The sequence below is a fragment of the Nitratidesulfovibrio sp. genome, from assembly GCF_040373385.1.
In the GTDB taxonomy this organism is placed as follows: Bacteria; Desulfobacterota; Desulfovibrionia; order Desulfovibrionales; family Desulfovibrionaceae; genus Cupidesulfovibrio.
On record NZ_JBDXXH010000004.1, the window covers coordinates 268,404 to 294,673 of the forward strand.

General features: G+C 65.2%; 21 protein-coding genes. 5 read left to right on the plus strand and 16 right to left on the minus strand.

Features of this window, described 5'->3' with window-relative positions:
• Nucleotides 1-15: 15 nt before the first annotated feature.
• Nucleotides 16-507 (minus strand): YagK/YfjJ domain-containing protein, encoded by a 492-nt coding sequence (locus ABWO17_RS09445; protein WP_353117893.1) that lies wholly within the window; start codon nt 505-507, stop codon nt 16-18.
• Nucleotides 508-1,131: 624 nt separating this feature from the next.
• Between ABWO17_RS09445 and ABWO17_RS09450 the strand changes: the two genes are divergently transcribed.
• Together ABWO17_RS09450 and ABWO17_RS09455 are read left to right on the plus strand one after the other, a co-directional pair.
• Nucleotides 1,132-1,374, plus strand: coding sequence for a type II toxin-antitoxin system Phd/YefM family antitoxin (locus ABWO17_RS09450; protein ID WP_035069587.1), 243 nt, complete (start codon nt 1,132-1,134; stop codon nt 1,372-1,374).
• Nucleotides 1,371-1,748: a type II toxin-antitoxin system VapC family toxin gene (locus ABWO17_RS09455; RefSeq protein WP_333505250.1), complete on the plus strand. Its 378-nt coding sequence runs from the start codon at nt 1,371-1,373 to the stop codon at nt 1,746-1,748. Before ABWO17_RS09450 ends, ABWO17_RS09455 begins: the two co-directional genes overlap by 4 nt.
• A gap of 396 nt (nt 1,749-2,144) precedes the next feature.
• Here the strand turns inward: ABWO17_RS09455 and ABWO17_RS09460 are convergent, their stop codons facing one another.
• Both ABWO17_RS09460 and ABWO17_RS09465 read right to left on the minus strand, forming a co-directional pair.
• Nucleotides 2,145-2,705, minus strand: a complete 561-nt coding sequence (locus tag ABWO17_RS09460; RefSeq protein ID WP_353117896.1) for a tyrosine-type recombinase/integrase — start codon at nt 2,703-2,705, stop codon at nt 2,145-2,147.
• A 53-nt stretch (nt 2,706-2,758) separates the two neighbouring features.
• A complete protein-coding gene (locus ABWO17_RS09465; RefSeq protein WP_353117898.1) occupies nt 2,759-3,331 on the minus strand; it encodes a tyrosine-type recombinase/integrase in 573 nt (190 codons plus the stop codon).
• 945 nt (nt 3,332-4,276) lie between these two features.
• On the opposite strand from ABWO17_RS09465, the gene ABWO17_RS09470 reads away from it, so the two are divergent.
• Entirely contained in the window at nt 4,277-4,942 is a 666-nt protein-coding gene (locus ABWO17_RS09470; RefSeq protein ID WP_353117900.1) for a metallophosphoesterase, read from the plus strand.
• Nucleotides 4,943-5,020: 78 nt separating this feature from the next.
• On the opposite strand, the gene ABWO17_RS09475 is transcribed toward ABWO17_RS09470, so the two are convergent.
• Genes ABWO17_RS09475 through ABWO17_RS09505 form a run of 7 tightly spaced genes read right to left on the minus strand, consistent with a single transcriptional unit; the run spans nt 5,021 to nt 15,656 of the window.
• Nucleotides 5,021-7,843, minus strand: coding sequence for a PEP/pyruvate-binding domain-containing protein (locus ABWO17_RS09475; RefSeq protein WP_353117901.1), 2,823 nt, complete (start codon nt 7,841-7,843; stop codon nt 5,021-5,023).
• 2 nt (nt 7,844-7,845) lie between these two features.
• Nucleotides 7,846-10,410, minus strand: coding sequence for a PEP-utilizing enzyme (locus ABWO17_RS09480; RefSeq protein ID WP_353117903.1), 2,565 nt, complete (start codon nt 10,408-10,410; stop codon nt 7,846-7,848).
• A gap of 9 nt (nt 10,411-10,419) precedes the next feature.
• Entirely contained in the window at nt 10,420-10,866 is a 447-nt protein-coding gene (locus tag ABWO17_RS09485) for a response regulator (protein WP_353117905.1), read from the minus strand.
• Nucleotides 10,835-13,468, minus strand: a complete 2,634-nt coding sequence (locus tag ABWO17_RS09490) for a PEP/pyruvate-binding domain-containing protein (RefSeq protein WP_353117907.1) — start codon at nt 13,466-13,468, stop codon at nt 10,835-10,837. The genes ABWO17_RS09485 and ABWO17_RS09490 overlap by 32 nt, the downstream gene beginning before the upstream one ends.
• Nucleotides 13,469-13,525: 57 nt before the next feature.
• Nucleotides 13,526-14,290, minus strand: a complete 765-nt coding sequence (locus ABWO17_RS09495; RefSeq protein ID WP_353117909.1) for a TIGR02186 family protein — start codon at nt 14,288-14,290, stop codon at nt 13,526-13,528.
• Between the two features lie 2 nt (nt 14,291-14,292).
• Nucleotides 14,293-15,231: a sulfite exporter TauE/SafE family protein gene (locus ABWO17_RS09500; protein ID WP_353117911.1), complete on the minus strand. Its 939-nt coding sequence runs from the start codon at nt 15,229-15,231 to the stop codon at nt 14,293-14,295.
• 32 nt (nt 15,232-15,263) lie between these two features.
• The gene (locus tag ABWO17_RS09505) at nt 15,264-15,656 is read right to left on the minus strand and encodes a universal stress protein (protein WP_353117913.1); all 393 of its coding nucleotides are present in this window, start codon (nt 15,654-15,656) and stop codon (nt 15,264-15,266) included.
• Between the two features lie 246 nt (nt 15,657-15,902).
• Here ABWO17_RS09505 and ABWO17_RS09510 point away from each other — a divergent pair, with 246 nt between their 5' ends.
• A complete protein-coding gene (locus tag ABWO17_RS09510) occupies nt 15,903-17,486 on the plus strand; it encodes an ATP-binding protein (RefSeq protein ID WP_353117915.1) in 1,584 nt (527 codons plus the stop codon).
• Entirely contained in the window at nt 17,486-18,832 is a 1,347-nt protein-coding gene (locus ABWO17_RS09515) for a sigma-54-dependent transcriptional regulator (RefSeq protein ID WP_353117917.1), read from the plus strand. The genes ABWO17_RS09510 and ABWO17_RS09515 overlap by 1 nt, the downstream gene beginning before the upstream one ends.
• A 266-nt stretch (nt 18,833-19,098) precedes the next feature.
• Here the strand turns inward: ABWO17_RS09515 and ABWO17_RS09520 are convergent, their stop codons facing one another.
• From ABWO17_RS09520 to ABWO17_RS09545, 6 genes are all read right to left on the minus strand, one after another.
• On the minus strand, nt 19,099-19,968 hold the full coding sequence (locus tag ABWO17_RS09520; protein WP_353117919.1) for a hypothetical protein: 870 nt from the start codon (nt 19,966-19,968) through the stop codon (nt 19,099-19,101).
• 291 nt (nt 19,969-20,259) lie between these two features.
• Nucleotides 20,260-21,093: a carbohydrate ABC transporter permease gene (locus ABWO17_RS09525; RefSeq protein WP_353117921.1), complete on the minus strand. Its 834-nt coding sequence runs from the start codon at nt 21,091-21,093 to the stop codon at nt 20,260-20,262.
• The gene (locus tag ABWO17_RS09530) at nt 21,090-21,953 is read right to left on the minus strand and encodes a carbohydrate ABC transporter permease (protein WP_353118222.1); all 864 of its coding nucleotides are present in this window, start codon (nt 21,951-21,953) and stop codon (nt 21,090-21,092) included. The genes ABWO17_RS09525 and ABWO17_RS09530 overlap by 4 nt, the downstream gene beginning before the upstream one ends.
• Before the next feature lie 269 nt (nt 21,954-22,222).
• Nucleotides 22,223-23,518, minus strand: a complete 1,296-nt coding sequence (locus tag ABWO17_RS09535; RefSeq protein WP_353117923.1) for an ABC transporter substrate-binding protein — start codon at nt 23,516-23,518, stop codon at nt 22,223-22,225.
• A 96-nt stretch (nt 23,519-23,614) separates the two neighbouring features.
• Nucleotides 23,615-24,667: an ABC transporter ATP-binding protein gene (locus ABWO17_RS09540; protein WP_353117925.1), complete on the minus strand. Its 1,053-nt coding sequence runs from the start codon at nt 24,665-24,667 to the stop codon at nt 23,615-23,617.
• Between the two features lie 330 nt (nt 24,668-24,997).
• Complete coding sequence (locus ABWO17_RS09545) at nt 24,998-26,194, minus strand: alpha-D-ribose 1-methylphosphonate 5-triphosphate diphosphatase (protein WP_353117927.1); 1,197 nt, start codon at nt 26,192-26,194, stop codon at nt 24,998-25,000.
• Between the last annotated feature and the right edge of the window lie 76 nt (nt 26,195-26,270).

A 26,270-nucleotide genomic window follows, 5' to 3' on the forward strand; every position in this document is an offset into this window, starting at 1 on the left:
GGGGCAGGTCATCCACTAAGCTCCACATGTGCTCGCTCCCCATTCCCTCACATTTAAGGGGGTATAGCCCTTGGTCCTCGCCTTATCTAAATAACTAGCCCATTCCACGCATCTCTCGATATCTTGTTCATAGCAGGCATCATGACGGTCCAGGTGGATGAAGTCAGGGTGTCTGTTGCCGTCTCTGCTTCGGTCACATCTTTGGAGGAGTCCTGGGTAGTCGATCCCAAGAGCGCGCTGCCAGAGTTGTTCAGCCTTCTCCATGTGGTTCCAACTGTGGCATGTGAGGTTGCCATTTAGGAGGAGCATCACGTGGTAATGTTGGTGTTTTTCTCTGGATTGTTCACGTACCCAGACGTACTGGTAGGCTATCCTCATGCGGGATAAATAGCGCGTAAAGCTGTTGAAAAAGCGCTGAATGTCGTCATTTCCACGGGATGAATAGAAGTTCCTCGGATATCGTAAGTCAAAGCGGATGAAGAGCACTCTGCTGAATCGATTCGTCATGTATCCAATGCGGTCAATGATGGCATCGAGGATATCGATTCACATGGCTTGTCGTCATATGCTTGAACTCGGTAGTATCTGTATGTGTTTTCTGTAATAAATATGGCGTACTACTTTGATTGCTATTTGATTAATGGAGGGTGTTATTTGTTGCACAAAAGAATACTACACTTGTGATGTCGGCTCTTGCTATGGATAGCTGATGATGTGCTGGTGCGCAATTTGTGTGTTAGCGTTAGTATGTAGATTGTGTTTTTATGTTGTTTTTGTGTATTTAGTAATGTTGGTATTAAATAAGATAGATATTAAATAGGATATATAATATAGTTTTATCATGTGTAATGGTTGGGAGTTGGCTGAAATATATTGTGCTTATAATTGGTATAGAATGTGTATCGGCGTGCTTTTATATCTTTGGTTTTTTGTCAGACTTGTTTTTACATACTATGTGTGGAGAGATGGTATTCGCCTGACACTGTTGCCATGCTAGGTGTGCCCCCCCGCCGGGCTGTCGATAACTATTTTTGGCTTGCCGACTTGTCCGGTATTTAAAGGGCGTTCCTTGACTTCGGACTAAGCTCTAGCTAAGTCTAAATGGACAGGGAGTATCGTATGGAGGTGGCTATGAATATCGTCCCCATGCACCAAGCCAAGAGCTCTCTGTCGCAGTTGGTAAAACGTGCGGCAGGTGGTGAAACCATTTTCATCGGCAGCTATGGTCGAGCAGAGGCCGTCCTTAAGTCGGCCGCAAGTGCTAAGCCGAAAAAGCGTCTTGGTCTTCTGAAGGGCAAACTGAAGGTTCCCGACGATTTCGACGCTCCTCTGCCGCCGGAACTTCTTGCGGCGTTTGAAGGGAGCGAGGAATGAGACTGCTGCTGGACACCAACGCGCTTCTCTGGGCGCTGACCGATTCCCCGCGCATTGCGCCTGTTCGGGAACTGCTGCTTGCTGATGAGAACGAGGTCTTTGTCAGTTCCGTGTCTTGGTGGGAGATCGCCAGCAAGACACGCATCGGCAAACTTGATGCCGAGTTGTCCGTGCTTCGTGCTGCAGCGCGGGAGAGCGGCTTCCTTGAGCTTCCCCTTCTTGGTGCGCATGCAGAGATGCTCGCGACCCTTCCGAAGCACCACAACGACCCCTTTGACCATATGCTGGTCTCCCAGGCTATGGCCGAACCCATGCGGCTGATTACCGGCGCCACGGTGCTCTCCAGTTACACGCCGCTGGTGCTCCAAATTTGAAGGCGTTAAGGGGGACGTGCCTCTCGCTGAGCGTACGGGGGGCATTCACTTGCCCCTGTCTTGCCTGTGGGGAGCCGGACAAGCAATTGGGGGGGCAAAGGATCGGAGGTGTGTAGTCCGCAGGTGATGCCATGTTGCCACGTTTGACCGACGAGTTGACGGTGTCGAGGCTTGCAGGCAGGCTTGACGAGTCGTGGGTTCTGTTGGTTGTGTCTGTAATTTCAGTGTGTTAGACGTCTTGGCAGGGCTTGGCGTTATGAGTTTGAGTGCTTCTTCTGTTTTTTTAATAAAAACAATGTGTTGGGTGTTTTTGGGTGTGTCTAGCTAGAGCCTTCCCCTTTAGGGGAAGGCTCTAGCAATTGGCAGGTAGATGCGCGGGCAAGTCGAGGAGGGGGGCTATTTGCTGAGTCTGCCCTGCAGGCTCATCGCTGCGGCCCTGACCGTGTCGGGGCTGAGGTGCGAGTAGCGCTTGGTCATCTCAAGCGTGGTATGCCCCATGAGCTCGGCGACGGTATACAGCGGTGTGCCGTCTTGCACGAGCCAACTGGCGAACGTGTGGCGCAAGGTATGGAAGACCACGCGCTGCCTGGTGTCGCTGATCCCTTCGTTGAGGCCGAGTTGCTCGACGACGCGCTCGAAGGTGTCGGATACCCAGTTGCGCTTGACTCCGTTCTGGGCCGGGAAGACGTACTCTGTGCCGTTCGGGCCCTGGGAGCGCTCCGTGAGCATCGCCCGGACCTCGTCGGTCATGTACGCATGCCTGCTGTGCTTGTTCTTGGGGTCGCGGATGTAGATGGTCCCTGCCATGAAGTTTAGGTCCGTCCAGGTGAGCGCATGGATTTTGCCTGCCCTGAGGCCGCAGAAGAGGGAGAGTAGGGCGCTGTCGTGGGTGTCCTGCGATCTTTTCTTGAGCTCCGCGAGTAGGGTGCTTGCTTCGGATTCCGTCAGGAAGCGCATCCGCCTGTTGTCCTTGCGAGGTTTCTTGATGCGCGTGCAGGGGCACTCTCCGCTCACGATTTCATGATTCCGGGCATGCCCCAGACTTGGGAGATAATGGCCAGCAGGTGGCGGATGGTGGCCGCACTTCGCCCAGCGGTCATGGCGTTGCTGGCAACCTGCTCAATGAGTGGTGGGGTAAGGGCGCTGAGTGGGGAATTGCCGAGCACCGGCTTGATCCACTTGGCGTAGTACCCGGATTCCGTCCTCATCGTCTGTGGCGTCTTGTGCAGGGTAGAGGAGGGCAGGTAGTGCCTCTCCCAGAATTCGTCCAAGGTTGTGGCCGCATGGGCTGCACGGCGCTCTTCAACAGCGGCCTGTTCGCGGGCCTCGTGCATCATCTCGCGCATTTCGGCGAGAGACTGCGGGCGTCGCCCCAGCCTGATATTCTCAGTGATCCTGGCGCGCAGCTGAGATGCCTTCTGGCTGGTCATGCCTTCGGATGCCCACCCGGCACCTTCTTCCTTCGGTTTGCCATCGGATTTGTACCGGATGAAGAAATAGCGATCAGGCTTCGAGCCGTGTTTGCGGGTCTGACTTTCGCGGTAACGAACGCCGCGGTAGCTGGTGGAGGTCGTCGTGGTCATGGGTGTCTCGCGGGGATGGGCATGTTTCACGAAGAGGGAGCCAGCCCCGCTATAGCCCCACCCTCTGCGGGGTGACAACGCGAAATCTCGGGAAGCTTCAGGGAGGTTTTGAGCTAGATATTTCTCTTCAATATTCTGTTTTTATAGTTTAAATGTGATTGCTTGGGGTGGATCGGGAAAGGTGAGGAATATCGTGGACTAATAAACTCATAACCCGAAGGTCGTCGGTTCAAATCCGGCCCCCGCAACCAGAAAGACAAGCCTTTATGGAACATTTCCATAAAGGCTTTTTCTTTTTTCTACCCCATTCCTACCTCGGAAATTTTACGTGGCTCTGTGTGAGTCGTCGCCATAGTTGAGAAATTTCGCCACGTGAGTTGAGAATGCTGGTTTCTCAAGTTGGGTGACAGGCATTATGGTTGCCGCGCGCGGGCGCGTGGGTGGGGCTTGGACAGGGCTGTTTGTCCCGTTTTTATTGATATATTCAGAGCGTAGGGAAGTGGGACATCAGAGGTACCCGATGTATACCGGGCAGTTGGAGCATTCGCCGGGCTTGCACCAACTTGACCTGACCCGCGTTCTGGAACGAAAGAGTGAATTCCGTTCTGGTGGAAGTGCAAACGAACCATCAATAGGGTACCCTGACCAAGCGTTCCCCTATGGGGTGCAACCAAAACATCACCAGGCCACACTGCAGGCTTTCTTTATTTTACGCAGGAACTCGAATGGATACAAAATAAGGCAGCATGATGGTGTTCCCGTGGGATGTCTTTTTCCGGTATCAGGCGGCAGGTGGTGCCGAGAGAAAATGCAGTTCGAGGTCAGCCGCCGATAGCCGAACCCTCATAACCGGCGCGGGGAAGCCCCGGAGCACGCTGCCTGATTGAATGTGAATACCAGGCGCGATTGCCCAACACTCAAGATTTTGTAACATTGCACGCAACAATGCCCCACCAAACACGCACCTTTGCCTTGGGCGACATCCATGGCCGCCGTGACCGGCTGGAGGCCCTGCTGCGCCGCCTGCCGCTGGACCGCGAGCGGGATACCGTGGTGTTTCTGGGTGACTACGTGAACCGGGGGCCGGACAGCAAAGGGGTCATCGACCTGTTGCTGGAGTTGCAACGCACCTGTCCGGGCGCGGTGTTTCTGCGCGGCAACCACGAGCAGACCCTGCTGGACTACGCGGATACGGGCGATGCGGACCTGTTGCCTTTGTTGCGCTTTCTGGGGGTGGAAGCCACCCTGCGCAGCTACGGTGCCGATGCGCCGCACCGTCTGGCCGGGCTGGCCTGCCTGCCGCCGCAGCACGCGGCCTTCCTGCGCGGGCTGGCTTTTGTGCACGAAACGCCCACCCACGTCTTCGTGCATGCCGATCCGGGGCTGGCCGACGACCCGCGCAGCGAACCCCAGCGGCTGGACAGCCGACGCCTGGTGCGGCGAGACATGGCCCCGCACCACCATATTGGTGGCCGCACCGTGGTCTTCGGGCACAGTTCGTTCGCCACGCCGCTGGTGGCTCCGGGCCGCATAGGCATCGATACCGGCGCGGGCGGCGGGCATATGCTCACCGCGCTGGAACTGCCCACCCTGCGTTTTCACCACGCCTGATGGCGGGGCACGTCCCCGCCGCGCGACCATTATTCAGCGTTTGGATGCACGTGCGCGGCAAGGGGCGCATCCCGCAGGTCACCCGATCTTGTTTTCCGCCGTGCCCCCGGCATGGCGTACGGCGGTGGTCATGTCCTTGTCCGGCCCTGCGGGGGCTGCATTGACGTCCAGCCGGTCTGGCCCGTCCCGCAACGCCCGCGCGTCCTTGGTGTCGTACCTGCCGGACAGGAAAGCCCGCGCAAACAGCGCCGGTGCGTCGTCATCGGCCATGGCCGCGTCCAGCAGGCGGGTGTAGCCCAGCAACCGCCCCAGCAGCACCAGCCGTTGCCGCATCACTCCGGCGGGTTCACCGGCCAGCGTGGCCGTGAGCAGGTCGTCCACCGCCGCCGTGAAGAACCCGGCCCCGGTCAGCACCTCGCGCATGAAGGCAATACGCCGCGCCCGCCGCGCACCACCGGTGCCGCCGCCCTTGAACCGGAAGTGGATGTGGTTTTCGCGCGGGTTGTCGGTACACAGCGCGTCCAGCATGGCGAAGTGGTATTCCACCCGCGCGTTGAGGTTGCAGTAGTCGCGCGAGACCAGCGCGTAGTTGAACTCCCCCACGGGCCGCTCGCCGCGCCCGTCCAGCAGCGCGCGCGACAGCAGACCGGCGGGCACGCCCCCGTCGGGCTGCCCCCAGGCCAGCCCCGGCGTGGTCAGCCCCTCGCACAGCGCCGCGAACGGCGCGGAGGCCACGTCTTCCGGAATGGTCGGCAGCGCCGTGCCCCTCGTGGTGCGCCGTGCCCCTCCGTTGGCCGCGCCGTTCCGGAAACCGCCGCCTACGTCGATGGCCAGCACGTGGAAGGGCACGCCCAGTTCCACGCGTCGCAACAGGGTTCCCGCCGTCTCCATCACTTCGTCCCCGGCCCGGAACATGGCCAGCACGGCCTTTTCGTGGACATAACGCACGATGTCGTGCAGCGAACGGCATTCGCGCTCATTGAACGTGGGGCCGTAGGCGTCGGTAAGATTCAGCGGCACGATCAACGCGCGCAGTTCCCGTTCGCCGGGCGTCTCCCTGTCCTGCGGGGTGCGCCTGCGTGCGGCCTCGCGCCGGGTGGCGGCCAGCACGCCGTCCCACAGGGCGTCGGGCACTTCCAGCACGGCGCCGCGCCCGGCATCCACCAGCACGCCCGCGCCTTCGGGCAGATTCATGGCCCCGGCCACCCCCACCAGCATGGGGATGGACCGCTCGCGGGCCACGCACGAAAGATGGTCCGCCGGGTTCCCGGCCTCCACCAGGATGGCCGCGTAGCCGTCCAGATGGGTGGCCGCGTCGGGGATGCTGTGCGGCAGCACCAGCACGGCGGGGGTATCATTGTATGGTAAGGCGTCGCTGCCGGTATGGTCTCCCCCGCCAGCGCCGCCGGTTCCCTCGTGCCCTGCCGCCGCGTTGCCGTTTGGCGGCGCGAATTCACGGGGTCTGTGCGCCAGGTGTACCCGCCCGACGGCCCTGCCCGGCGAGGCGCACGCACCGCGCAGCAGCGGCGCGCCGTCCATGCCGTCCTGATGGGCGGCGGAAGGAGGCCGGACCCCGGCCATGCGCAGGGGACGGGCCTGCAACAGATGCACTGCTCCGGTGATTTCATGCACGGCCCATTCGATGTCCTGCGGGCCGCCCTCCACCCCTTCCACCATGCGGGCCAGCCGTACCAGCGTGGCCAGTTCCGGTGGCGACAGTGTGGGGGCCTCGGCGTCTTCGGGGGGCACGGGAAGCCGGACTAGCGTGCCGTCCGGGGCCAGCGTTTCGCGCAGGGTCTTGCGGGCGATGCGGGTTTCCACGTCGCCCGCGCGTACCGCCGCCGGATCGCGCGCGGGCAGGTAGACGTCCGCCGGGGCGGCGCCGTCCACGGCCAGCGTGCCCAGGCCTGGCACGGCCACCACCAGCATGCGTTCGTCGTCGGCCTGATAGCTGCCCGGCGCACGGGCCGGATCGCGCGTGAACAGCACCCCGGCGGTGCGGGCGGGCACCATGGACTGGCACAGCACGGCCATGTCCGCCTCGCCGCGCGGCAGGCCCATGTGCCGCCGGTAGGCCAGGGCGCGCTGGCCGAAGGCGCTGGCCGCCACCTCGCGCAGGGCGTCCAGAAGCGCCTGTGGCGTGCTGATGCCCAGCACCGTGGCGTACTGCCCGGCAAAGGAATGTTCCGCCCTGTCCTCCGCCGTGCCGCTGCTGCGCGCGGCCAGCAGCAGGGGGCCGTGTTCCGGCGGCAGGCCCGCCGCCAGATCGGCCCATGCGCGGCGTACCGCATGCTCTACCTCGGCGGGCATGGGGGCGGCCAGGATGGCTTCGCGGATGCGGGCGGTGGTCACTGCAAGGCTGCCGGGATCGGCTTCGGCCACGTCCAGCAGGCGGCGCAGTTGGGCATCCAGCCCCGGTGCGGCCAGCAGGCGGGACACTGCCGTGGCGGTGACCACGAATCCCGGCGGCACCGGCAGTCCGTAGCCGCGCAACTGCGCCAGCGTGGCGGCCTTGGTGCCCGCCAGACCGGCCTGCTCCGGGGGCAGGCCGTCCAGCGAAAGGCACAGGATATCCCGCTCCGGCGTGGGGTCCGTGTCCGCGCCCAGTTGTTCCACCCGCCCCGCTATGCGCCCGTACGCGCCGAACAGGCCGGGATGCGCTCCGTCGGACAGCAGGTCCAGCCCGTCCACCAGTTCGCCGGTCAGCGAGACCAGTTCCTCCACCAGTTCGCGCCGGGCAGTGCCGGATGTGCCGTCGAAACCGGCCAGACATTCCAGCGCCCGCCCATTGTTTTCCAGCAGGATGCGGAAGGCGTGGTAGCGGGCCTTCAGCGTGTCCAGCGCCGCCGCCTGCCGCGCGGCCCTGCGTACGCGCCAGCGTTCCAGAAGGTTGTGCAGCATGGTCAGCCCCGCGTGTGCCGTTGCGCGTTTTCGCGCAGCAGGCGGAAGTTCGTAGCCGCGCGCACCATGTCGGCGTCGTCGTTCAGGGTGGTATCCACCTGCCGGGTAAAGGCCGTCAGCATGCCCAGCGCGGCCACGGCGTCGCGCAGGGCGGCATGTTCCATGGCGCGCAGCCTGCCGGTGACCATGTCGCCGCGCATGCGGGTGGCAAAGCCAAGCTCTTCCAGCACGTTGCCCACAAGGTGGGCGCGGCGCACCCGTCGGGCCGGATCGGCCATGCCCCCCGCAAAACGGAAATAGGCGTGGTTGCGGTTGGGGTTGTCGCTCAGCAGCACGTCCAGCACCGTGAAATGGTAGCCGAGGCGCAAGGTGAGGTTAAGGTAGTCGCGCCCGGCGATGGCCAGGTTGGCCCCGGTGGCGGCCCACTCCGCATCCGGTCCGGCCCCGTTCGCGGCAGTGCCGGATGCGCCGCCCATGCCGGACAGGATGTCGCCCGCCCGCAGCCGGGCAGGGCGATGGGACCACGCGCCCTCGGCGCGCAGCCCGTCCAGAAAGGCCAGCAGGGGTGCGCTGCGCACGGCGGTCAGGTCCAGCCATGCATCGCCCCCATGCATCGAGCCTGCGCCATCCGGCCTGCCGGGGGGGCCGGCCACTCCGTCACCTACGTCCAGCAGGCGCAGGTCCAGCGGCAGGTCCAGCCGTACCCTATGCACGCGCGGCGCGGCCAGTTCCGGGCGGGTGTCGCGCAGGTTGATCAGTGCCTCCACGGACATTTCGTGGCAGAAGTGCAGGATGTCGTGGTAGGTGCGGCAGCCCGCCGGAGAAAAGTCGGGCGCGTCGGGGTCCACCAGATCCAGCGGGGCCACCAGTCGCAGCAGGCGGCGCAGGGTTCGGTATTCCGGTGCGGCGGGGTGCAGGTCTTCATCCGCGTCCGTGGTGTGCAGCAGCCCTTCCACCGCGCCCCGGTAGAGCACCGTGCCGCCTGCATCCAGGGTGACGATATCGCCGGGCCTGGCCGCATCGCACACGCCGGGCATGCCGAATACGGCGGGCACGCGCAGTTCGCGCGCCACGGTGGCCAGATGCCCGGCAGTGGTGCCGAATTCGGTGACCAGCCCGGCCAGCCTGCCCAGCAGGGGGGCCAGATTTGGCGAGGCGGCGCGCGCCACGCCGATGCCGCCCAGAGGGCAGTCTTCCGGTCTGGTGGCTTCCGTCAGGCGCACCACGCCGCCTGCGGCCACGCCCATCTGCACGGTCTGCCCGCCGTTGCGCAGTACATGCATGGGGGGGGCGTCGTCCGCGTTGTCTTCCGAATCGGCTGGTTCCTCTGGCTGGTCCTGTGGGTCTGTCGCAAGTCGCACCGTGGATGGCCGCACCCCCAGCAGCACGCAGCGCCCCTCCGGGTCCATGCCCCAGCGTAGTTCCACTGGTTGCCCGGCCAGACGTTCCGCCGCCATGGCCAGACCGGCCAGCCCCTGCAGGAAGGGCGGTTCCAGCAGGGCGGACCCGCGCAGCAGGCCGCGCAATGATGCGGAGGGGGCCAGCGGCTCGCTGCCGTCGGGCAGGGGGGCGTTGGCGGCGCGTTGGGGGATTTCGCAGCACAGCAGATCGAAGGGATGCACCCGCGACAGGGCGTAGCGGTCTGTGGACACGCGGGGGGCGTGCTCCGCTCCGTCTCCGGAGGCGAAACGGGCCTCCACCAGCACGGCATGGCGCACCGGGCCCATGGGGGCGTGGCTGTGCAGCCAGCCGGAGACGGGCAGGGGGAATTCGGGCAGGATCAGGGCCACCGTGGCGTGGCCAGTGCCTGCATCGCCCGTCACCTCATCGTTCGTCACCGCTTCGCGCACCGTATCCCGCAGCATATGGGGCAGCATGTCGGGGGCCACCCCGGTGCGTTCCGTTTCGGGGCTTGTCGGACGACCTGTTTCGTCCACCGCGTTGACCCGCAGGGTGAAGGATGCTGCGCCGCCCGCCATGCGCACGGCCCGCTCGTGCAGTTCCCGCCCCGCAGCATCGGCGGTGGGACCGCCATCGCCAAGCACCGCGCATCCAACCGTGCCCACTACCAGCGCATCCGCGATGCGCGCCCCGTGGTGGCGGGCCAGCCGGGCCAGGCATGCCGCCTCGAATCCTGCCGTCGGTTCCTGCTCCCAATCCACGTCGCGCACGTCCGCGAGCATGTCGGCCACGTTCCGCGTCGTCTCCCCCGCACCCGACTGCGCAACCGCAACCCCGCCGTCCATGCCGCCCGCCAGCACACCGCCCAGCGCACCGCGCAGTTCCTCGTACCGGTCGTACAACGCCACGTACCCGTTTCCGGTCAGCGCGTTGAGGTTGTAGACCACGTGGTGCACCAGCCGGGACAGTTCGTGTACGGATGATTCCAGAAAGGCGCGGTCGAAAATGTAGGCCCCGCCGAGGGCCTGGTCCATTTCTGCCATGCGCTCCAGCGCCTGCGTGTTGCAGGCCAGGATGCGCCGGAAGTTCTGGAACAGCGCCCGGATGCGCCAGCGGGTATCTGCCGGGGGCTGCGCGCGCCCGCGCGCGGAAAACGGCCACCACATGTGCGCCCCCTACATGCCGTTGGCTTTTTCGGCTCCGCTGTCCGTTTCGGCCCCGCCGTCCGCGTCGTGCCGCTCCCCCGCCTCGCGCAGTTCCGCCTCGATGCGTCGCACGCAGTCCAGAATGTCGCCCAGCTTGAACGGCTTGGCCACGAAATCGAACGCGCCCTTGCGGAACGATTCCTTGGCCGTGTCCAGCGTGGCGAACCCGGTAATGACCACGATGCGCGCCTGCGGCTGGATCTGATGGGTACGCTCCACCACCTGCAAGCCGTCGGCCCCTTCCATCTTCAGGTCCGTGACCACCACGTCGAACGGAGCGTCCGCAATGCGTTGCAACGCGGTTGCGCTGTCGGTGCAGGTTTCCACCTCGTACCCCGCCTTCTGGAAGGCGGGTTTGAGCCGCTTGCAGACGATGGGTTCGTCATCAAGTACCAGAATGCGCAGTCGTGACGGCATGTCCGCCCCCTGTTCGTTTGGTCGGGTCGTCGTGGTGTGTCGCGACGACGTTGGAAATGGCTTCCATGAAGGCCCGCACATGGTCCGCCACCTGCTCGTCGCTGTGCATGCGGGCATCAAGCTGACGGGCATAGCCCACCAGTCCGCCCAGCATGCGCATGCGCAGGAGCATGCGCGGCTCAGACAGCTTCTTGATACGGCCTACCACGAGGTCGCCGTGGACCTCCACGCGAAAGTCGAAGCGTTCCAGCACCTCGGCCACGAAGCGCGCCCGGCGCGAGCGCCGCACCAGTTCCGTGACCCCGCCAAGGAACCGGAAGTAGATGTAGTTGTCATTGATGCTGTCGCCTATGTAGGCGTCGATGATGTTGAAATGGTAGCCCAGCCGCATGTTCACGTTCATGTACTCGCGCAGCACCACGGCCAGGTTGCGGCCCACCTCGCGCGGGCCGGCCTGCGAGGCGCTGAAGGTGCGCGTGAAGCTGGACATGAAGCTGCCAAGGTCCACCGGCACCGGGGCCGTGTCCCACATGCCCGATTCCGTCAGTCCGTCCAGAAAGGCGCGCAGGGGTACCGAGCAGACCTGCCCGGTGACCATGGCGCCTGTTTCCGGCAGGCATTCGGTGCCGCCGCCCGCGTCGATGACGGTAAGCCCCAGCGGCGGGCCGTCCAGCAGGCGGCGGGCCGGGGCATGGTGCAGCGCCTCGTGCCGCTGGCTGAGGTCCACCAGCGTTTCCACGGCCTTTTCGTGGATGTACCGGGTGATGTCGTGGTAGGTGCGGCAGGCCCTTGGCTTGAAGTCGTCGGAATGCGGGTCCATCAGGTTCAGCGGTGAAATGCGCTTCAGCAGGCGCCGCAGCAGCCGGTATTCGTACGATTCCTCGAACACGTCGGTCTCGGTGCGCTCAAAGCGGTCCAGTTCCGCAATCCGCCCCCGGTAGACCACGTTCTGGGTGGCGTCGAGGGTGATTTCCTCGCCGTCGCGCAAGAGTTCCGTGGCCACTTCCGTGTTCACCACGGCGGGCACGCGCTGTTCGCGGGCGATGGTGGACATGTGCCCGGTGGGCGAACCCACGTCGGTGATGATGCCCTGCGCCCGCCGCATGACCCGCGCATAGCGCGGCGAGGTGTACTTGGAGACCAGGATGCCGCCGTCGGGAAAGGCGTCCAGATCCGTGGCGTGGTCCACCAGCACCACCCGGCCCACGGCCACCCCGCGCTGGGCCACCATGCCCCGGCCGGACAGGATGACCTCTGCCCGGCTGGTGGCGTCCTGCACCGGCACGCACAGGCCCGCTTCCGACGTGGTGCACAGCGGGCGCGATTGCAGCACATGCAGGGCGCCCTCGGCGTCGAAGGTCCATTCCACGTCCTGCGGACGCTTGTGATACCGTTCCAGCGACATGCCCGTGCGCGCCAGCTGTTCCAGTTGGGCGTCGGTCAGGCAGGGGGCATCGCGCAGGGCGGCGGGCACGTCTTCCCAGAGCATGTCGCCCTTGGGCGCGGGCACCATGCGCCGCGCCTTGTGGGCGATTTCGCGGGTGATGATGCGGTAGGGCGGGGTGCGTTCCAACAGAAAGGTGTCGGTGGCCGTCTCGCCGCCCACAACGGCGGCCCCGCCGCCCCACGCGGCGCTGACGACCATGGCTTCGCAGTTGTCGCCCGCGTGCAGGGTGCAGGTGTACAGCACGCCGCTTACCTGGCTGTCCGCCATCAACTGGCAGCCCACGGCCATGGCCACTTCGCTTTCGTGAAAGCCCCTGTCCAGCCGGTAGCGCCATGCTTCCACGGAATAGACGCTGGCGATGACGTTCTTGTACGCCTCCACCACCCGGTCGGGCGGCACGTTCAGTTCCGTGGCGTACTGCCCGGCAAAGCTGGCGTCGCCGTCCTCGCCCCAGGCGCTGCTGCGCAGGGCCAGGCGCAGGGGCTGCTTGCGGCGCATGCCCAGCACGTCCACCATGGCGTTGATCTGGGCCACCAGCCCCCAGGGCAGCGGGGCATCGTGGATGCCGCGCTGCATGAGGTCGGAAAGTTCGCGCAGCCCCCTGTCGGTGCCGTCCCAGTCCTGCATGCCGCGCTGGGCCTGCGCCAGCAGGCCGTTGCGGGTCATGAAGGCGAAGAAGGCGGCGGTGGTGATGGCAAAGCCGTCGGGCGTGCGCAGGTGCAGGCGGTTGGACAGGTCGCCCAGCTGGGCCAGCTTGCCGCCCACTTCGTCCTCGGCATCCGGGCCGATGTCGCGGAACGGCAGCACCAGGCGCCCCCCCTCGAAGTGGTGGCGCCCGGCGATTTCCTCCTGCAACTGGTGCTGGATGCGCTCGAAGGCCAGAAAGAGTTCCACGTTCTTGCGCTGGCTCAGCACGCTCATGTCCGAGATGAGCTTGAAGACATGGTCGTCCAGTCGTTCGCAGGCGTCCACGATGTACTGGCGGTCGAACACGTATTCGCCGCCCAGCTTGTCGCCCATGTCGGCCATCAGTTCGAGGATGCGGTTGTTGCGTTCGAGGATGCTCTTGAACTTCTTGAAGAGCAGCGCGAACGGCAGCCCCCGCGAACCGCGCCAGCGGGCGAGAAGGTCGGCCATGTGCGAGAGGATTCCCACGGCTGCTCCGGATTCGGGGGGCGGCGGACCGCCCCCCGGTAGTGGCGGGGTGCCCCTTTAATGGGCACCCTTGCTCTGAAACACCAACCCCACGGCCAACCCGGCCAGGATGGCCACCAGCGTGGCCAGCACGCCGTACAGCAACCCCCGGTCGAAGGCCATGTGCGCGAGCCACGCGGGCGCGCCCACCAGTTCGGCCCGCACCGGTACGGAGGTGGAACCCACCACCTGCCCGTCGCGCAGGGCGAATACCTCTACCGTGTACGTGCCGGGCGACATGCGCGAGGGGATGGCCAGTTCGGCAGAGAAGGCCCCGTCGTCGGTGACGGTGATGCCGCCTACGCCTTCGCGGTACAGGCCGTCCTGCTGCTTCAGGCGTACCAGTTCTGCGGGCACGTCCAGCGCGTCGGCGTTTTCGGCTGTCGCGCCCCCTTCCTGCTTCACCCCGGCGCGCACGGCGTCAAGGCCAAGGCCGGTGCCGCCGATCTCCGCCAGCGGGCGCGACGAGGCCACCAGGTACACCGTAGGCACGTCGTGCAGGTACACGGTGCCCATGTTCATCCACAACAGGCCGAAGGCCTTGCCTTTCTGGCGCAGGGCCAGGTCGCCGGAAGCCCCGGTGAACCGGGCCACGATGGCGCTGCCCTTCGGCGCTTCGCCCGAGAAATGCAGGGTGGTGCCGGTGTACGCGGTGCCGATGACGATGTCGCCGGGCTTCACGGCCAGGGCCACGCCGCCGTCATCGGCACGGGCCGTGGCGGCCAGCAGGGTCAGACACAGGAGCAGGCCGGTAATGATGTGCAGCGGATGGGTACGGCGCATGGCTAGTGCCCCCCCGCGTAGGCCAACAGCACATCGGGGCGCGCCAGCAGGTCGAAGAGCATCTTGCCCATGACGGCGAGCACCAGCGTGGCCAGCAGGATCTTCAGCTGGTCGCCCTGCAGCTTCTTGCCGATGCGCGTGCCCACCTGCGCACCCACGGATGAGCCGATGAGCAGCAAGAGGGCCAGGATGAAGTCCACGGTGTGGTTTTCGATGGACTGCATGATGGTCACGTTGACGCAGGTGAACAGGATCTGGAACAGGCTGGTGCCCACCACCACGTGCATGGGCATGCGCAGCAGGTAGACCATCACCGGCACCATGATGAACCCGCCGCCCACGCCCATGATGGCGGCCAGCACGCCCACCAGCGCGCCCAGCCCCAACGGCATGAGCAGCGAAAGACGCACCCCGGAACGGGGGAAATCCGTCTGCCACGGCATGCTGCGGATGCAGCGCTCGTACATCGATTCACCGGCGGGCGCGGGCCTGGACGCAGCCTCGGCGCGCGGGGCGCGCAGCGATTGCAGGCTTTCGAAGAACATGTAGCCGCCCACCAGCCCCAGCATGAGCACGTAGGTGACGTTGATCAGGAAGTCGGCGTTGCCCATGGCGCGCAGCAACTTGATGATGCGCACGCCCACGCTGCCGCCGGCCACGCCGCCCACCAGCAGCAACAGTCCCATTTTGAAATCGACGTTGCCCAGGCGGAAATGGGCCAGCGTGCCCGAGGTGGAGGCCCCCACGATCTGGTTGGAGTCGGATGCGGCGGCAACCGTGGGCGGAATGCCCAGCATGATCAGCAGGGGGGTCATCAGAAAGCCCCCCCCCACGCCGAAGATACCCGAAAGCAGCCCCACGGCCCCGCCAAGGCCGAGGATGGCAGCGATATTCACGCTGTTTCCGGCAATTGGCAGGTACATATGCAGCGGTATGTTCATACGTCAGCCTCGTTGTGGTGCATCAGCGCACGTTATGCACGTTTGGGATTCACGATCTCGACCCGGCACGAAATCCGGTGGCGCAGCGCCTGCAACGCGGATACGGCATGGCCGGTGGCAGCATGATCGACGGGAGCCGCTTCATGAATGAGCAGCGTTATTCCATGGGTGTTCACGAATGAAACTACGGCGTCCTCGTATCCTCCTTCGGCGATGAAATATTCCACGGGAACTCCTTCGGCCTTGGCCGCGCCCACCAGCAATTCCAGGCGCTGGCGCACGGCGCCGCCGGAAGCCCCGGCCCGCGTGCCGTTCACGAACAGCACGTACAGCCGGGCCCGGATGCGCCGGGCCAGCGAACAGCCATGGGCCAGCGCCTCCCAGTGGGCGCAGCGTTCGTCGATGCCAACAAGAATGCGTTCCATGCGCGACCTCGTGCGGCGGACTAAGCAACCGCGATGCCATGCGGGGGCATATCTTTTTTGACGTGTTGTTCCGGTGTGTTGCAGAAAAAAATGGCGGAGAGGGGGTGGCCGGGCTATTCCATTTTGAACAGCCTGCGCGTAAACATCGTGAAAAATGTTTCAATATGGGAACCGGGCAGGTGTCGGCGCTCGCGGCGGGCGGGTACCCACCAGCGCCCGGCGACGGTAACTGACCAGGAATACAGCATGAACAGCCAGCAAGATTCCGCCGGGAACGATCGGTCATCTTCCATGGGCGCGCCGGGTGCACCGCCAACGTCCCCTGCCGCATCCGAGCGGGCGGAGGTCTTCAGCGTCTTCGGCTGTCCCCGGCAGTTCTTCCGTTCCATCAAGGGCAAGATCTTCATCTTGTTCGCCGTGACGTTCCTCTCCATCGGCGCGCTGGCCGCGCTGAACTACTGGAGCCTGTCCACGGTGAGCCAGCGCCTGCTGCTGGGCGAAAGCTACGACGACCTCCTGAACAACATCCTGGAGGTGCGCCGCTACGAAAAGAACTACCTGTTCTACCGCGACGCGGGCAGCCTGACCGAAAGCCTGGCCTATCTGGAGCGCATCGACACCCTGACCGCGGAACTGGCCGATGACATGGCAATGGTGGCGGGGCAGGTGGAGTTAGTGCGCTTTCGCGACCTGCTGGGTCGGTACGGCCATTCGGTGCGCACCCTGGTGCAGGGCGGCACGGCCAATCAGGAAGAGTTGCGCACCCTCGGCAAGTCGCTCATCGACATGGCCGACACCCTGCGCAAACAGAAACGCGAGCGCGCGCACAAGGCGCTGGAGCGCACGCTGGTGCTGCCGCTGGCCTTTCTGGCGGTGTTCCTGCTGCTGATGGTGCTGGTCATCAAGCTCATCTCCACCGGCCTGCTGCGCCCGCTGGGCATGGTGGCGGCCACCACGGGCCGGGTGGGGCGCGGCGACTTCAGCCCCATCGCCACCGGGGCGGAACAGTTGAGCGAGATCGCCAGCTTCATCCACGCCTTCAACCGCATGGCTCACGAACTGGCCGTGAATCAGGAGCACCTGTTGCAGGCCCGCAAGATGGCGGCGCTGGGCACCTTCACGGCGGGCATTGCCCACGAACTGAACAACCCCATCAACAACGTGCTGCTGAGTGCCGAAGGGCTGCGCGAGGACTATGGCGAGGCCATTGACGCCGACGGGCAGGAGATGATCGACGACATCATGCAGCAGGCGGAACGGGCATCCGACATCGTGCGCAACCTGCTGGACTTTTCGCGCACCGAGCATCCCACCTTCGCGGCGTTGCGCCCGGCGGACATCATCGGGTCCACGGTCAACCTGCTGAAGAATCAGGTGATGTTGTCCGGCATCAGTCTTTCCGTGCATGTGCCCGCCGACCTGCCCATGGTGCGCGGCGATCTGCGCAGCCTGCAGCAGGTGTTCATGAACCTGCTGCTCAACGGCATCCAGGCCACGCCGCGCGGTGGCAGCGTGGCCGTTGTGGCCATGGGCGTACCGCCGGGCCATGTGGCCTTTGAGGTGCGCGATTCCGGCCCCGGCATACCGGAGGCCATTCGCGAACATATCTTCGAGCCGTTCTTTTCGACCAAGGAAGTGGGCAAGGGCACAGGACTCGGCCTTGCCGTAACCTACGCCCTGGTGCACCGGCACGAGGGCCGCATAGAGGTGCACGGCGGCGAAGGCCGGGGCGCCACGTTCACGGTGTTGCTGCCCGTGGCCCGGCCCGCCGGTGGCGCGGGGGATGCAGGCATGACGGATGATGCCGCGTTCGAAGAGGGGGATATCTGATGCTGTTGTTGCGCGTCGCCATCGTTGACGACGAACCCGTGGTCTGCAAACGCCTCAGCCACGCCCTGTTCAAGGAAGGCTACGAGGTTGAGGCGTTCATGAGCGCCCGCTCGTTTCTGGAAGCCATGATCGACCGGCCCTTCGATGTCGTGTTCTCGGACATGCGCCTGCCAGACATGGACGGGCTGGAGCTGCTGCCCAAGATCAAGGCCCTGCGGCCAGAGACCGAGGTGGTCATCGTCACCGGGTACGGCAGCATCCAGACCGCCATAGAGGCCATGCGCGAGGGGGCCTTTCACTATGTGACCAAGCCGGTGAACTTCACCGAGATACGGGCCATTGCCAAGCGGGCGCAGGAAAAGATCGGCATGCGCATGGAAAACGCCCGCCTGCGCGAGGCGCTGCTGGGCAGTTCCGGCCTGTCGTCCATCGTGGGCAACAGCCCGGCCATTCAGGACCTGTTCGCACTTGTCCGCAAGGTGGCCCCGGTGGACTGCAACGTGCTGATCCAGGGCGAAAGCGGCACCGGCAAGGCGCTGGTGGCCCTGGCCCTGCACCATCTTTCCCCGCGCAAAAACCAGCCGTTCGTCACCTTCAACTGCGGCGGCTTTACCGAGGAACTCATCAGCAGCGAGTTGTTCGGGTACGAGAAGGGGGCCTTCACCGGGGCCAGCGCCAGCAAGGTGGGCCTGCTGGAAGCGGCCAGCGGGGGCACGGTGTTTCTGGACGAAGTGGGCGAAATGCCCCTGTCCATGCAGGTGCGCCTGCTGCACGTGCTGCAGGAGCGGCGCATCCTGCGGGTGGGCGGGACAAAGCCGGTGGACCTGGACATCCGGGTCATTGCCGCCACCAACCGCGACCTGAAGGCGGAAGTGGAAAAGGGCACCTTCCGCGAGGACCTGTTCTTCCGGCTCAACGTGGTCAGCACCACCCTGCCGCGCCTTGCTGACCGACGGGAGGACATCCCCCTGCTGGTGCGCCACTTCATCGACAAGTACGCCCTGGCCTTCCGCAAGTCGGTGCAGGGCATCGACGAGCAGGCCCTGGGCGCGCTGACGGGCTACAGCTTTCCCGGCAACGTGCGCGAGCTGGAAAATATCATCGAGCGCGCCGTGGCCCTTACCGACGGCCAGACCATCGGCCTGCTGGACCTGCCGGAGGATATCCGCAATCTGGAGTTCGACACGCTGGAGGGCGACGGCCTGCCTACCCTGGCCGAGGTGGAACGCCGCTACGTGATCAGGATTCTGGAAAAGACCGGCTACAACAAGCGCCTTGCCGCGCAGGTGCTGGGCGTGCCGCGCACCACCCTGTGGCGCAAGTTGAAGGAGTACGGAGTGGAATAGGCGTGGAATGGGTGAAGTAGTCCCGACGTAATCTGCTCCTGCTTCGTTCAAGGGGGCAGTGTCAGACCAAGTAGAGAGCGCTTCAAGAATTTGCCAGCCGTAACCTGAAAAATTGAGCAAGATGTCATATCAAGTCTGAACTACTACATATAACCCGAAGGTCGTCGGTTCAAATCCGGCCCCCGCAACCAGAATATCGAAACCCACAGGTTTGCGCCTGTGGGTTTTTGCGTTTGCGGGTCGGGTTCAAGCAAGAACGCCAACTCCTATCGCTCCTTCTCAACTCTTTCCAGCAGCCGCGCCATGGCCAGTTCCCTGCCCATGTCCTGCAATAGCCCATCGACGTGTTCGAAGCTGAAGCGCGAGCCAAGGTACAGGTGCATGTACCCGGCGGGCACGCCACAGTGCGGGGCCATGGCCTCGGCCAGTTCGCGGGTGCGCTGCTGGGCGCGTCCGCTCCAGGGCCAGTCGGAATCGGCCATGAAGCCGATGGCGTGTTCGGCCCGCACGTCCTCGGGCCGCATGGTCAGGCCGGTCAGGCCGATGCCCAGATAGTGGTTGACCACGGCCAGCGGTTTCACCCCTTCGGCCAGGCTCACGTCGTCCAGCCCGTGCATGGCGGCGGTGGCAAGGATGATATCTTCGTCCGCCCCGCGCGCGGTCAGTTCGCGCAGCACCCATGAGTGATGGTCTTCGTTGCGGGCGATGAACGGGTCTTCGGACTTGTGCAGGGCGTAGTCCGCATCGAAGGCGTACACGAAGCGCTTCAGGCAGTCGTGCAGCAGGATGGCGGCGTACAGCAGGCCCCGGTCCAGCGGCAGGCCGCGCGCTTCGTGCGCGTCGCCAAGGGCGCGGGCGTTGCGCAGGTCTTGCAACACGTGCACGGCCAGCCCGCCGATGTGCCCATGGTGCGCGCCCGATCCGGGCGATGCGGCAAAGCTCCACGCCTCGTAGCGTGGGTGGGCATACGGCGTCAGCGGCTCGTCCAGATCCATGAATTCTTCCACCAGCCCGCGCCATACCGGGTTGGTCACGGCGGGCACGAATTCGCGGCGGATGGCGGCCAGGGCGGGTTCGCCCTGAAAGCGGGCCAGCGTGGACAGTTCGTGCGGCGGAATGATGTCGAGTTGCGGCATGGCTGTTTCCTGATGGCGGCTCCCTGCCGGATGCTTTCTGTGCCGCCGTGTATGCATTCTCTGGCGGTTTCTGTCCCGCCCGTCGTTCCGGGCACATGCCCTGCTCCGGAGGGCATACCCCGCTCCGGGCGCTCGCCGTCGGCTCGGCATCACTCGGCACCACGGGGCGAAGCATGCGGCACCCGGCCCATCCCCGTTCAGCCCTCACCCGTCCGCCACCGTTCCGTCCGGCTCAGCTCGCGCGCTGGCATTGCGGCCACCGTCAGCCAACTCTCGCGCGGTCCCGTGCTGCTACTTGATGCCCGCCCGCATGAACGACTGCACGAACTGCCGCTGGAACAGCAGAAAGCCGATCAGCAGCGGGCCGGAGGTCATCAGCGTGGCCGCCGTGATGATCGACCAGTCCACCCCCTGCTCGGTGGACGAAAACACCTGCAACCCCACGGTGAGCGGACGCGAATTGGTGGTGTTGGTGACGATGAGCGGCCACAAAAAGTTGTTCCAGTGGTAGCTGATGGAAACCAGCGCGTAGGCCAGGTACACCGGCTTGCCCAGCGGCACGTAGACCTTCCAGAGAATTTGCAGGGTGCTGGCGCCTTCCACGGCGGCGGCCTCGTCCAGTTCCTTCGGTATGCTCTTGAAGGTCTGGCGCAGCAGAAAGATGCCGAAGGCAGAGGCCATGTACGGCAGGCCGATGGCCAGCGTGGAATCCAGCACGCCGATGGCCGCCATGGTGCGGTAGTTTTCCACCACCAGCACGTCGGGCATGATCATCAGTTGCATCAGCACCAGCGCGAACACCATGCCCTTGCCGGGAAAGTCGTACTTGGCAAAGGCATAGGCCGCCAGCGTGCACAGCACCAGTTGCCCGGCCAGCACCATGGTCACCAGCAGCACGGTGTTGACCAGGTAGCGGGCAAAGGGGGCCGCGTCCCACGCCGCGCGGAAGTTGTCCAGCGTCAGCGGCGCGGCGAGCGTGAACCGGGTGGAAAATTCCGAGGGGTGAAAGGCCGTCCACACGGCGTACAGCAGCGGCAGCGCCCACAGCACGGCCAGGGTCCACGCGGCGGCGGTATCCAGCACGCGGGCCAGGCCCCGGCTGTCGTAGATGTTGGTCTGGCTCATCTGTAGTGCACCCTGCGTTCGAGAAAGCCGAACTGGCCGATGGAGGCCAGCGCCAGAAAGCCCAGCAGCACCATGGTCAGCGCCGCGCCGTAGCCGGTATCCCAGTATTTGAAGCTGACTTCGTAGATGTAGTAGAGCAGCAGCGAACTGGCGTTGTTGGGGCCGCCCTGGGTGAGCACGAACAGGTGGTCCACCATGCGGAAGGCGTTGATGGTGGCGTTCACCAGCACGAACAGGGTGGTGGGCATCAGCAGCGGTATGACCACCCGGCGATAGTAGTACAGGCGCGATGCCCCTTCCAGCATGGCCGCCTCGGCCAGCGAAGGCGGTATCTGCTGCAACGCCGCCAGATAGAAAATCATGAAGAAACCCGCGTCCTTCCACACCGCCACGGCGATGACGCACGGCAGCGCCGTGGATTCGCTGCCCAGCCAGTTTACCCCGGAAAGGCCCAGTGCCCCGCGTATCTGCTCCAGCAGGCCGTATTCCGGCGTGTAGAAGAACAGCCAGATGTTTGCCACCGCGATCATGGGCAGCACCGTGGGCACGAAGTAGCACAGCCGCAGCACCGACTGCCCGGCCAGCCCCGCGTTGACCAGAAAGGCCATGGTCATGGCCAGCCCGATGGACAGCGGAATGGTGCCGCTGGCGAACAGCAGGTTGTTCACCAGTGCCTTGCGGAACACCTCGTCCTCCAGCAGGTACTGGTAGTGTTCCAGCCCCACGAACTGCGCGGGCGCGCCGCCCCTGCCATCCAGAAAGAAGCTGTGGATGAAGGTGTTCACCGCCGGATAGTGGGTGAACGCGGCGATGAACGCCAGGGCGGGCAACAGCAGGAGCCAGGCGTGGATGATGCGCATGCTGGCAGGGTTGCGGAAGGCTGGAAGCACGGGTGGACCTCCGGATGGACAGTGACGCCAGATGGACAGTGACGCCGGACAGGTAATAAACGGCGGACAGGCAGTGAAGACGTGGCGGCCAACGGCAAAGTCTCGTGCCGCCGCTGCGCTACGCGTTTTTCCCCGCCGGGGCGGAGCACACGGCTCCGCCCCGGCGGGGGCATTCATTCGTCAATCGGCATGCAGCCGTTCAATCGCTCGGCCAGCAGCCAGCCAGCGAGCGCGCGGGCTTACTTGCCGTAACGGCGCAGGATGCGTTCCGCTTCCTTCTGGGCGTCCTTCAGCGCGTCGGCGGGCTTCTTGGAGCCGGTCACGGCGGCCTGGATGGCGTCGTCCAGCGCCTTGGTAACGCGCTGGTTGTCGTGGGTGGACAGCTCCGGCACGGCGTGGGCCAACTGGTCGCGGGCCACGGCCGCCACGGGGAACTTGGCCACGTAGTCCTTCATGGCCGGGGTTTCCCAGGCGTCGGGGCGCACGGCCACGTAGCCGGTGTCGATGCCCCACTGGGCGGCGCGGTCCGCGCTGGTCATCCACTGCACGAAGGTGACGGCAGCCTTGCGCTCGGCGGGGGTGGCCTTCTTGAAGATGTAGAAGTTGCCGCCGCCCGTGGGCGAGCCGGGGCGGGCGCTGGCGGGCAGCATGCCCACGCCGAAGGGGAAGGGCGCGTTGGTGCGCACGTTGGTCAGGTTGCCGGTGGTGGTCCACATGATGGCAGACTTGCGCTCGAAGAAGTCACGCGGGGTGGTGGCCCAGTCGATGGTACCCTTGGGCGACACCTCGTGCTTGTAGGCCAGGTCCACCAGGAATTGCAGGGCCTCGATGGCCTTGGGCGCGTCGAAGTAGGTCTTGGTGCCTTCGGCATTCATCAGTTCCACGCCGTTCTGGATGGCCAGGGCCTGGAACATCCAGTAGGCGTACCCGGTGGAGGGAATGGCCACGCCCCACTGGGTGACCTTGCCGGAGGCATCGCGCACGGTCAGCTTCTTGCCCATTTCCACCAGTTCGTTCCAGGTGGCGGGGCCTTTTTCGGGGTCCAGCCCGGCGGCCTTGAAGGCTTCCTTGTTCCAGTACATCACGATGGTCGAGCGCTGGAAGGGAATGCCCCAGGTCTTGCCGCCGGTCTGGCTGTTGCGCATGAAGCCGGGAAAGTACGTCTTGGTGAAGCCCATTTCCTCCGGCTTCAGGATATCGTCGTAGGCCACCACCGCGTCTTCGTCGATGAGGGTGTACATGTCGGTGGACAGCAGCACCGCCACGTGCGGCGGCTCGCCCCCGCGCAGGGCGGTAAGGGCCTTGGTGAGGGTTTCGCGGTAGATGCCCGCGTACACCGGGGTGACCTGGATGTCCGGGTGTTCCTTCATGAACTGCTCGGTCATGCCTTCCACGATCTTGGTGATGGGGCCGCCGACGGATACCGGGAAGTAGAAGGTAAGATTCACCTTTTCCGCCAGTGCGCTGCCCGCGAGCAGGGTCAGCGACAGCAGGGCCGCCGCCGCCAGGGTGCACGCGTTCCTGAAACCGGTCATTGTGATGCCTCCTGCGATGTTGCGTTGGGATGTAGGGCGTAAGCCGCCGGAATCACCAATACGGGGCGAATGTGTCCGTCGTGTCGCGGGCCTGTGTCAGCGGCAGGTGCCGCGTCGCTCGCCGGTTTGTGCGTCAAAGATGTGGATGTGCTCGTCCGGGCAGTGCAGGTAGATCTCTGCCCCCACGGCGATGGTCGGCACGCCGTCCACCACAACGGAAAGTTCCTCGCCCCCCACGCGGCAGCCCAGCACCGAACTGGACCCCAGATATTCCACGCTTTCCACCACGGCGCGCCACCCGTCGGGCACGATGCGCACATGCTCCGGGCGGATGCCCAGCACGTAGTCCGCGCTGTCCACCACGCTCACCGTGCCGGACCGGCTGCCCGCCACGCACACGCTGCCGCGCGCATCGTCCAGCCGGACCAGGTTCATGGGCGGGGTGCCGATGAAGTTGCCCGCAAAGGTGGTGGCCGGGCGGGAATACAATTCGGACGGCGTGGCGTTCTGCACGATGCGTCCACCCTGCATCAGGATGATCCGGTCGGCCATGCTCATGGCCTCGGTCTGGTCGTGGGTGACGTAGACCATGGTCATGCCCAGGGTCTGCTGCAACGCGCGGATTTCGCGGCGCATTTCGTGGCGCAGCTTGGCGTCCAGGTTGGAGAGCGGCTCGTCCATCAGGCACACGGCGGCCTCGGCCACCAGGGCGCGCCCCAGGGCCACGCGCTGCTGTTGCCCGCCGGAAAGTTCGCCGGGCTTGCGGTGCAGCAGGCCACCCAGCCCCAGGATGTCCACGGCGCGGGTCAGGCGTTTTTCGCGCTCGGCCTCGGGCACCTTGCGCACGATGAGCCCGAACAGGATGTTCTCGCGCACCGTCAGGTGCGGGAACAGCGCGTAGGACTGGAAGACCATGGCCAGTTGGCGCTGGGCCGGGGGCAGGTTGGTCACGTCGCGCTCGCCGATCATGATGCGGCCAGAGGTCACGGATTCCAGCCCCGCGACAAGCCGCAGGGTGGTGGACTTGCCGCAGCCCGAAGGCCCCAGCAGCACCAGCATGGTGCCCTGTTCCACCTCGAAGGACACGTCGTCCACGGCGCGGACGTCGCCCCAGTGCCTGCTGACGTTCAGAAGTTGAATGGCGGACAATGCGACCCCCTGTCGCTTGGGGTTGGGTAGGGCATGGTGCGGACCGGCACGGCGGCTGCCGGAAATGTGCTGGCCGGTACATGCAGCCGCATGGCTGCCGGAAAAACGGCACTGTTATGGACAGGATATGGTGCACACATTTGCAGTTTTGCGTCAATATTCCGAAATTGTATGATTAATCAGTCATGCAGCTCGATTTGGTGACAAGGGACGGGCAGGGTGGGGGCTACCGGGCCCCGTCGCCGCTGCCCGGTAGCCGCTGTGCATTTCGGGCTGCCCAGGCCGCAGGAGGCGGTCTCTTCCGCCGTGCGGCGGAACGCACCGTCACCGCTACGGGCATGGCAGCACCACGGGGGCGCCATCCAGCAGCCGGATGCGCGCGAAGTCGGCCAGCAGTCCGGGTGCAAGGGCGCCCCGGTCGGCAAGCCCCAGCAGGGTCGCGGCGTTGGTGGCGGCAAGTTCGGCGCAACGGGGCAGTGGCACGCCGTGCGCGCGGTGCAGCAGGAACACGGCCTCGGCCATGCTGGCCGGTGCATAGTCGGAGGCCAGGATGTCCAGGCAGCCCGCGCGCAGCACGTCCAGTGCGGCAATGTTGCCCGAATGCGAACCGCCCAGCACGATGTTGGGCGCACCCATGACCGTGGCCATGCCGTGCCGTTTGGCTTCGCGCGCGGCCTCCAGCGTGGTGGGAAATTCGCAGATGGCGATGCCTTCCGCCGCAGCCTCGCGCACGTGATCGGCGGTGGTGTCGTCGTGCGAGGCCAGGGGGATGCCCCGTTCCCGGCAGGCGGCAATGATGGCCGCACGGTGCGGCGCGGCATGGCGTTGCTGGTTTTCACGCAGCCGCGCGAGCACCCCGGCGAATTCCCCGTCGTCCCAGCCCTCTCCCTGATACTGGCGGCGATAGGCCGACAGGTCGCGGTACTGGCGCTGGCCCGGTGTATGGTCCATGAGCGAGACCAGCCGCACCTCGGGCAGGTCGATGCAGGACCGCAAGAGGTCGAGGACCTTTGGGTCCGCCGTTTCGCAGCGCACGTGCAGCAGATGGCGCACGGCCAGCATGCCGGTGCGCGTGCCGTGCACCACCGAGGCGACAGCGTCGCCGAACAGCCTGCGGCGGGCCTCTTCGCGGGGGAAGGCTTCCGCGCATACGGAATCGAAGGCGGTGGTGATGCCTGCTGCCGACAGCAGGGCGTCCGTGCCCATGGCGGCGGGCAGCGGGGCGGGCCAGAGTACTCCGGGCCGGGGCAGGAACTGGCGCTCGATGGCGTCGGTGTGAATGTCCACGAAGCCGGGCAGCAGGTAGTCGCCGCCAAGGTCCACGGCGTGGGCGTGCGGGCAGGGCAGGGCTCCCATGTCCAGGATGCGCCTGTCGTGCCGTGGGCGCGGCACGAGCGGCGCCAGGGTGTCGGACCCTTCCGGCGGGTGCGCTGCGTCGTCCGGGCAGCGGCGTTCTTCAACGGCCAGCCAGCCGTGCACCACGGCATGGGGCGTCACCATGCGGCAATTGGTCAGTACGAGGTGCATCCATGCTCCAGAGGGGGGCTTTGGCGCGTAATCGCCGCGTCGTCCGTCACGTTGCCAAGCATACGTTACGCATTCG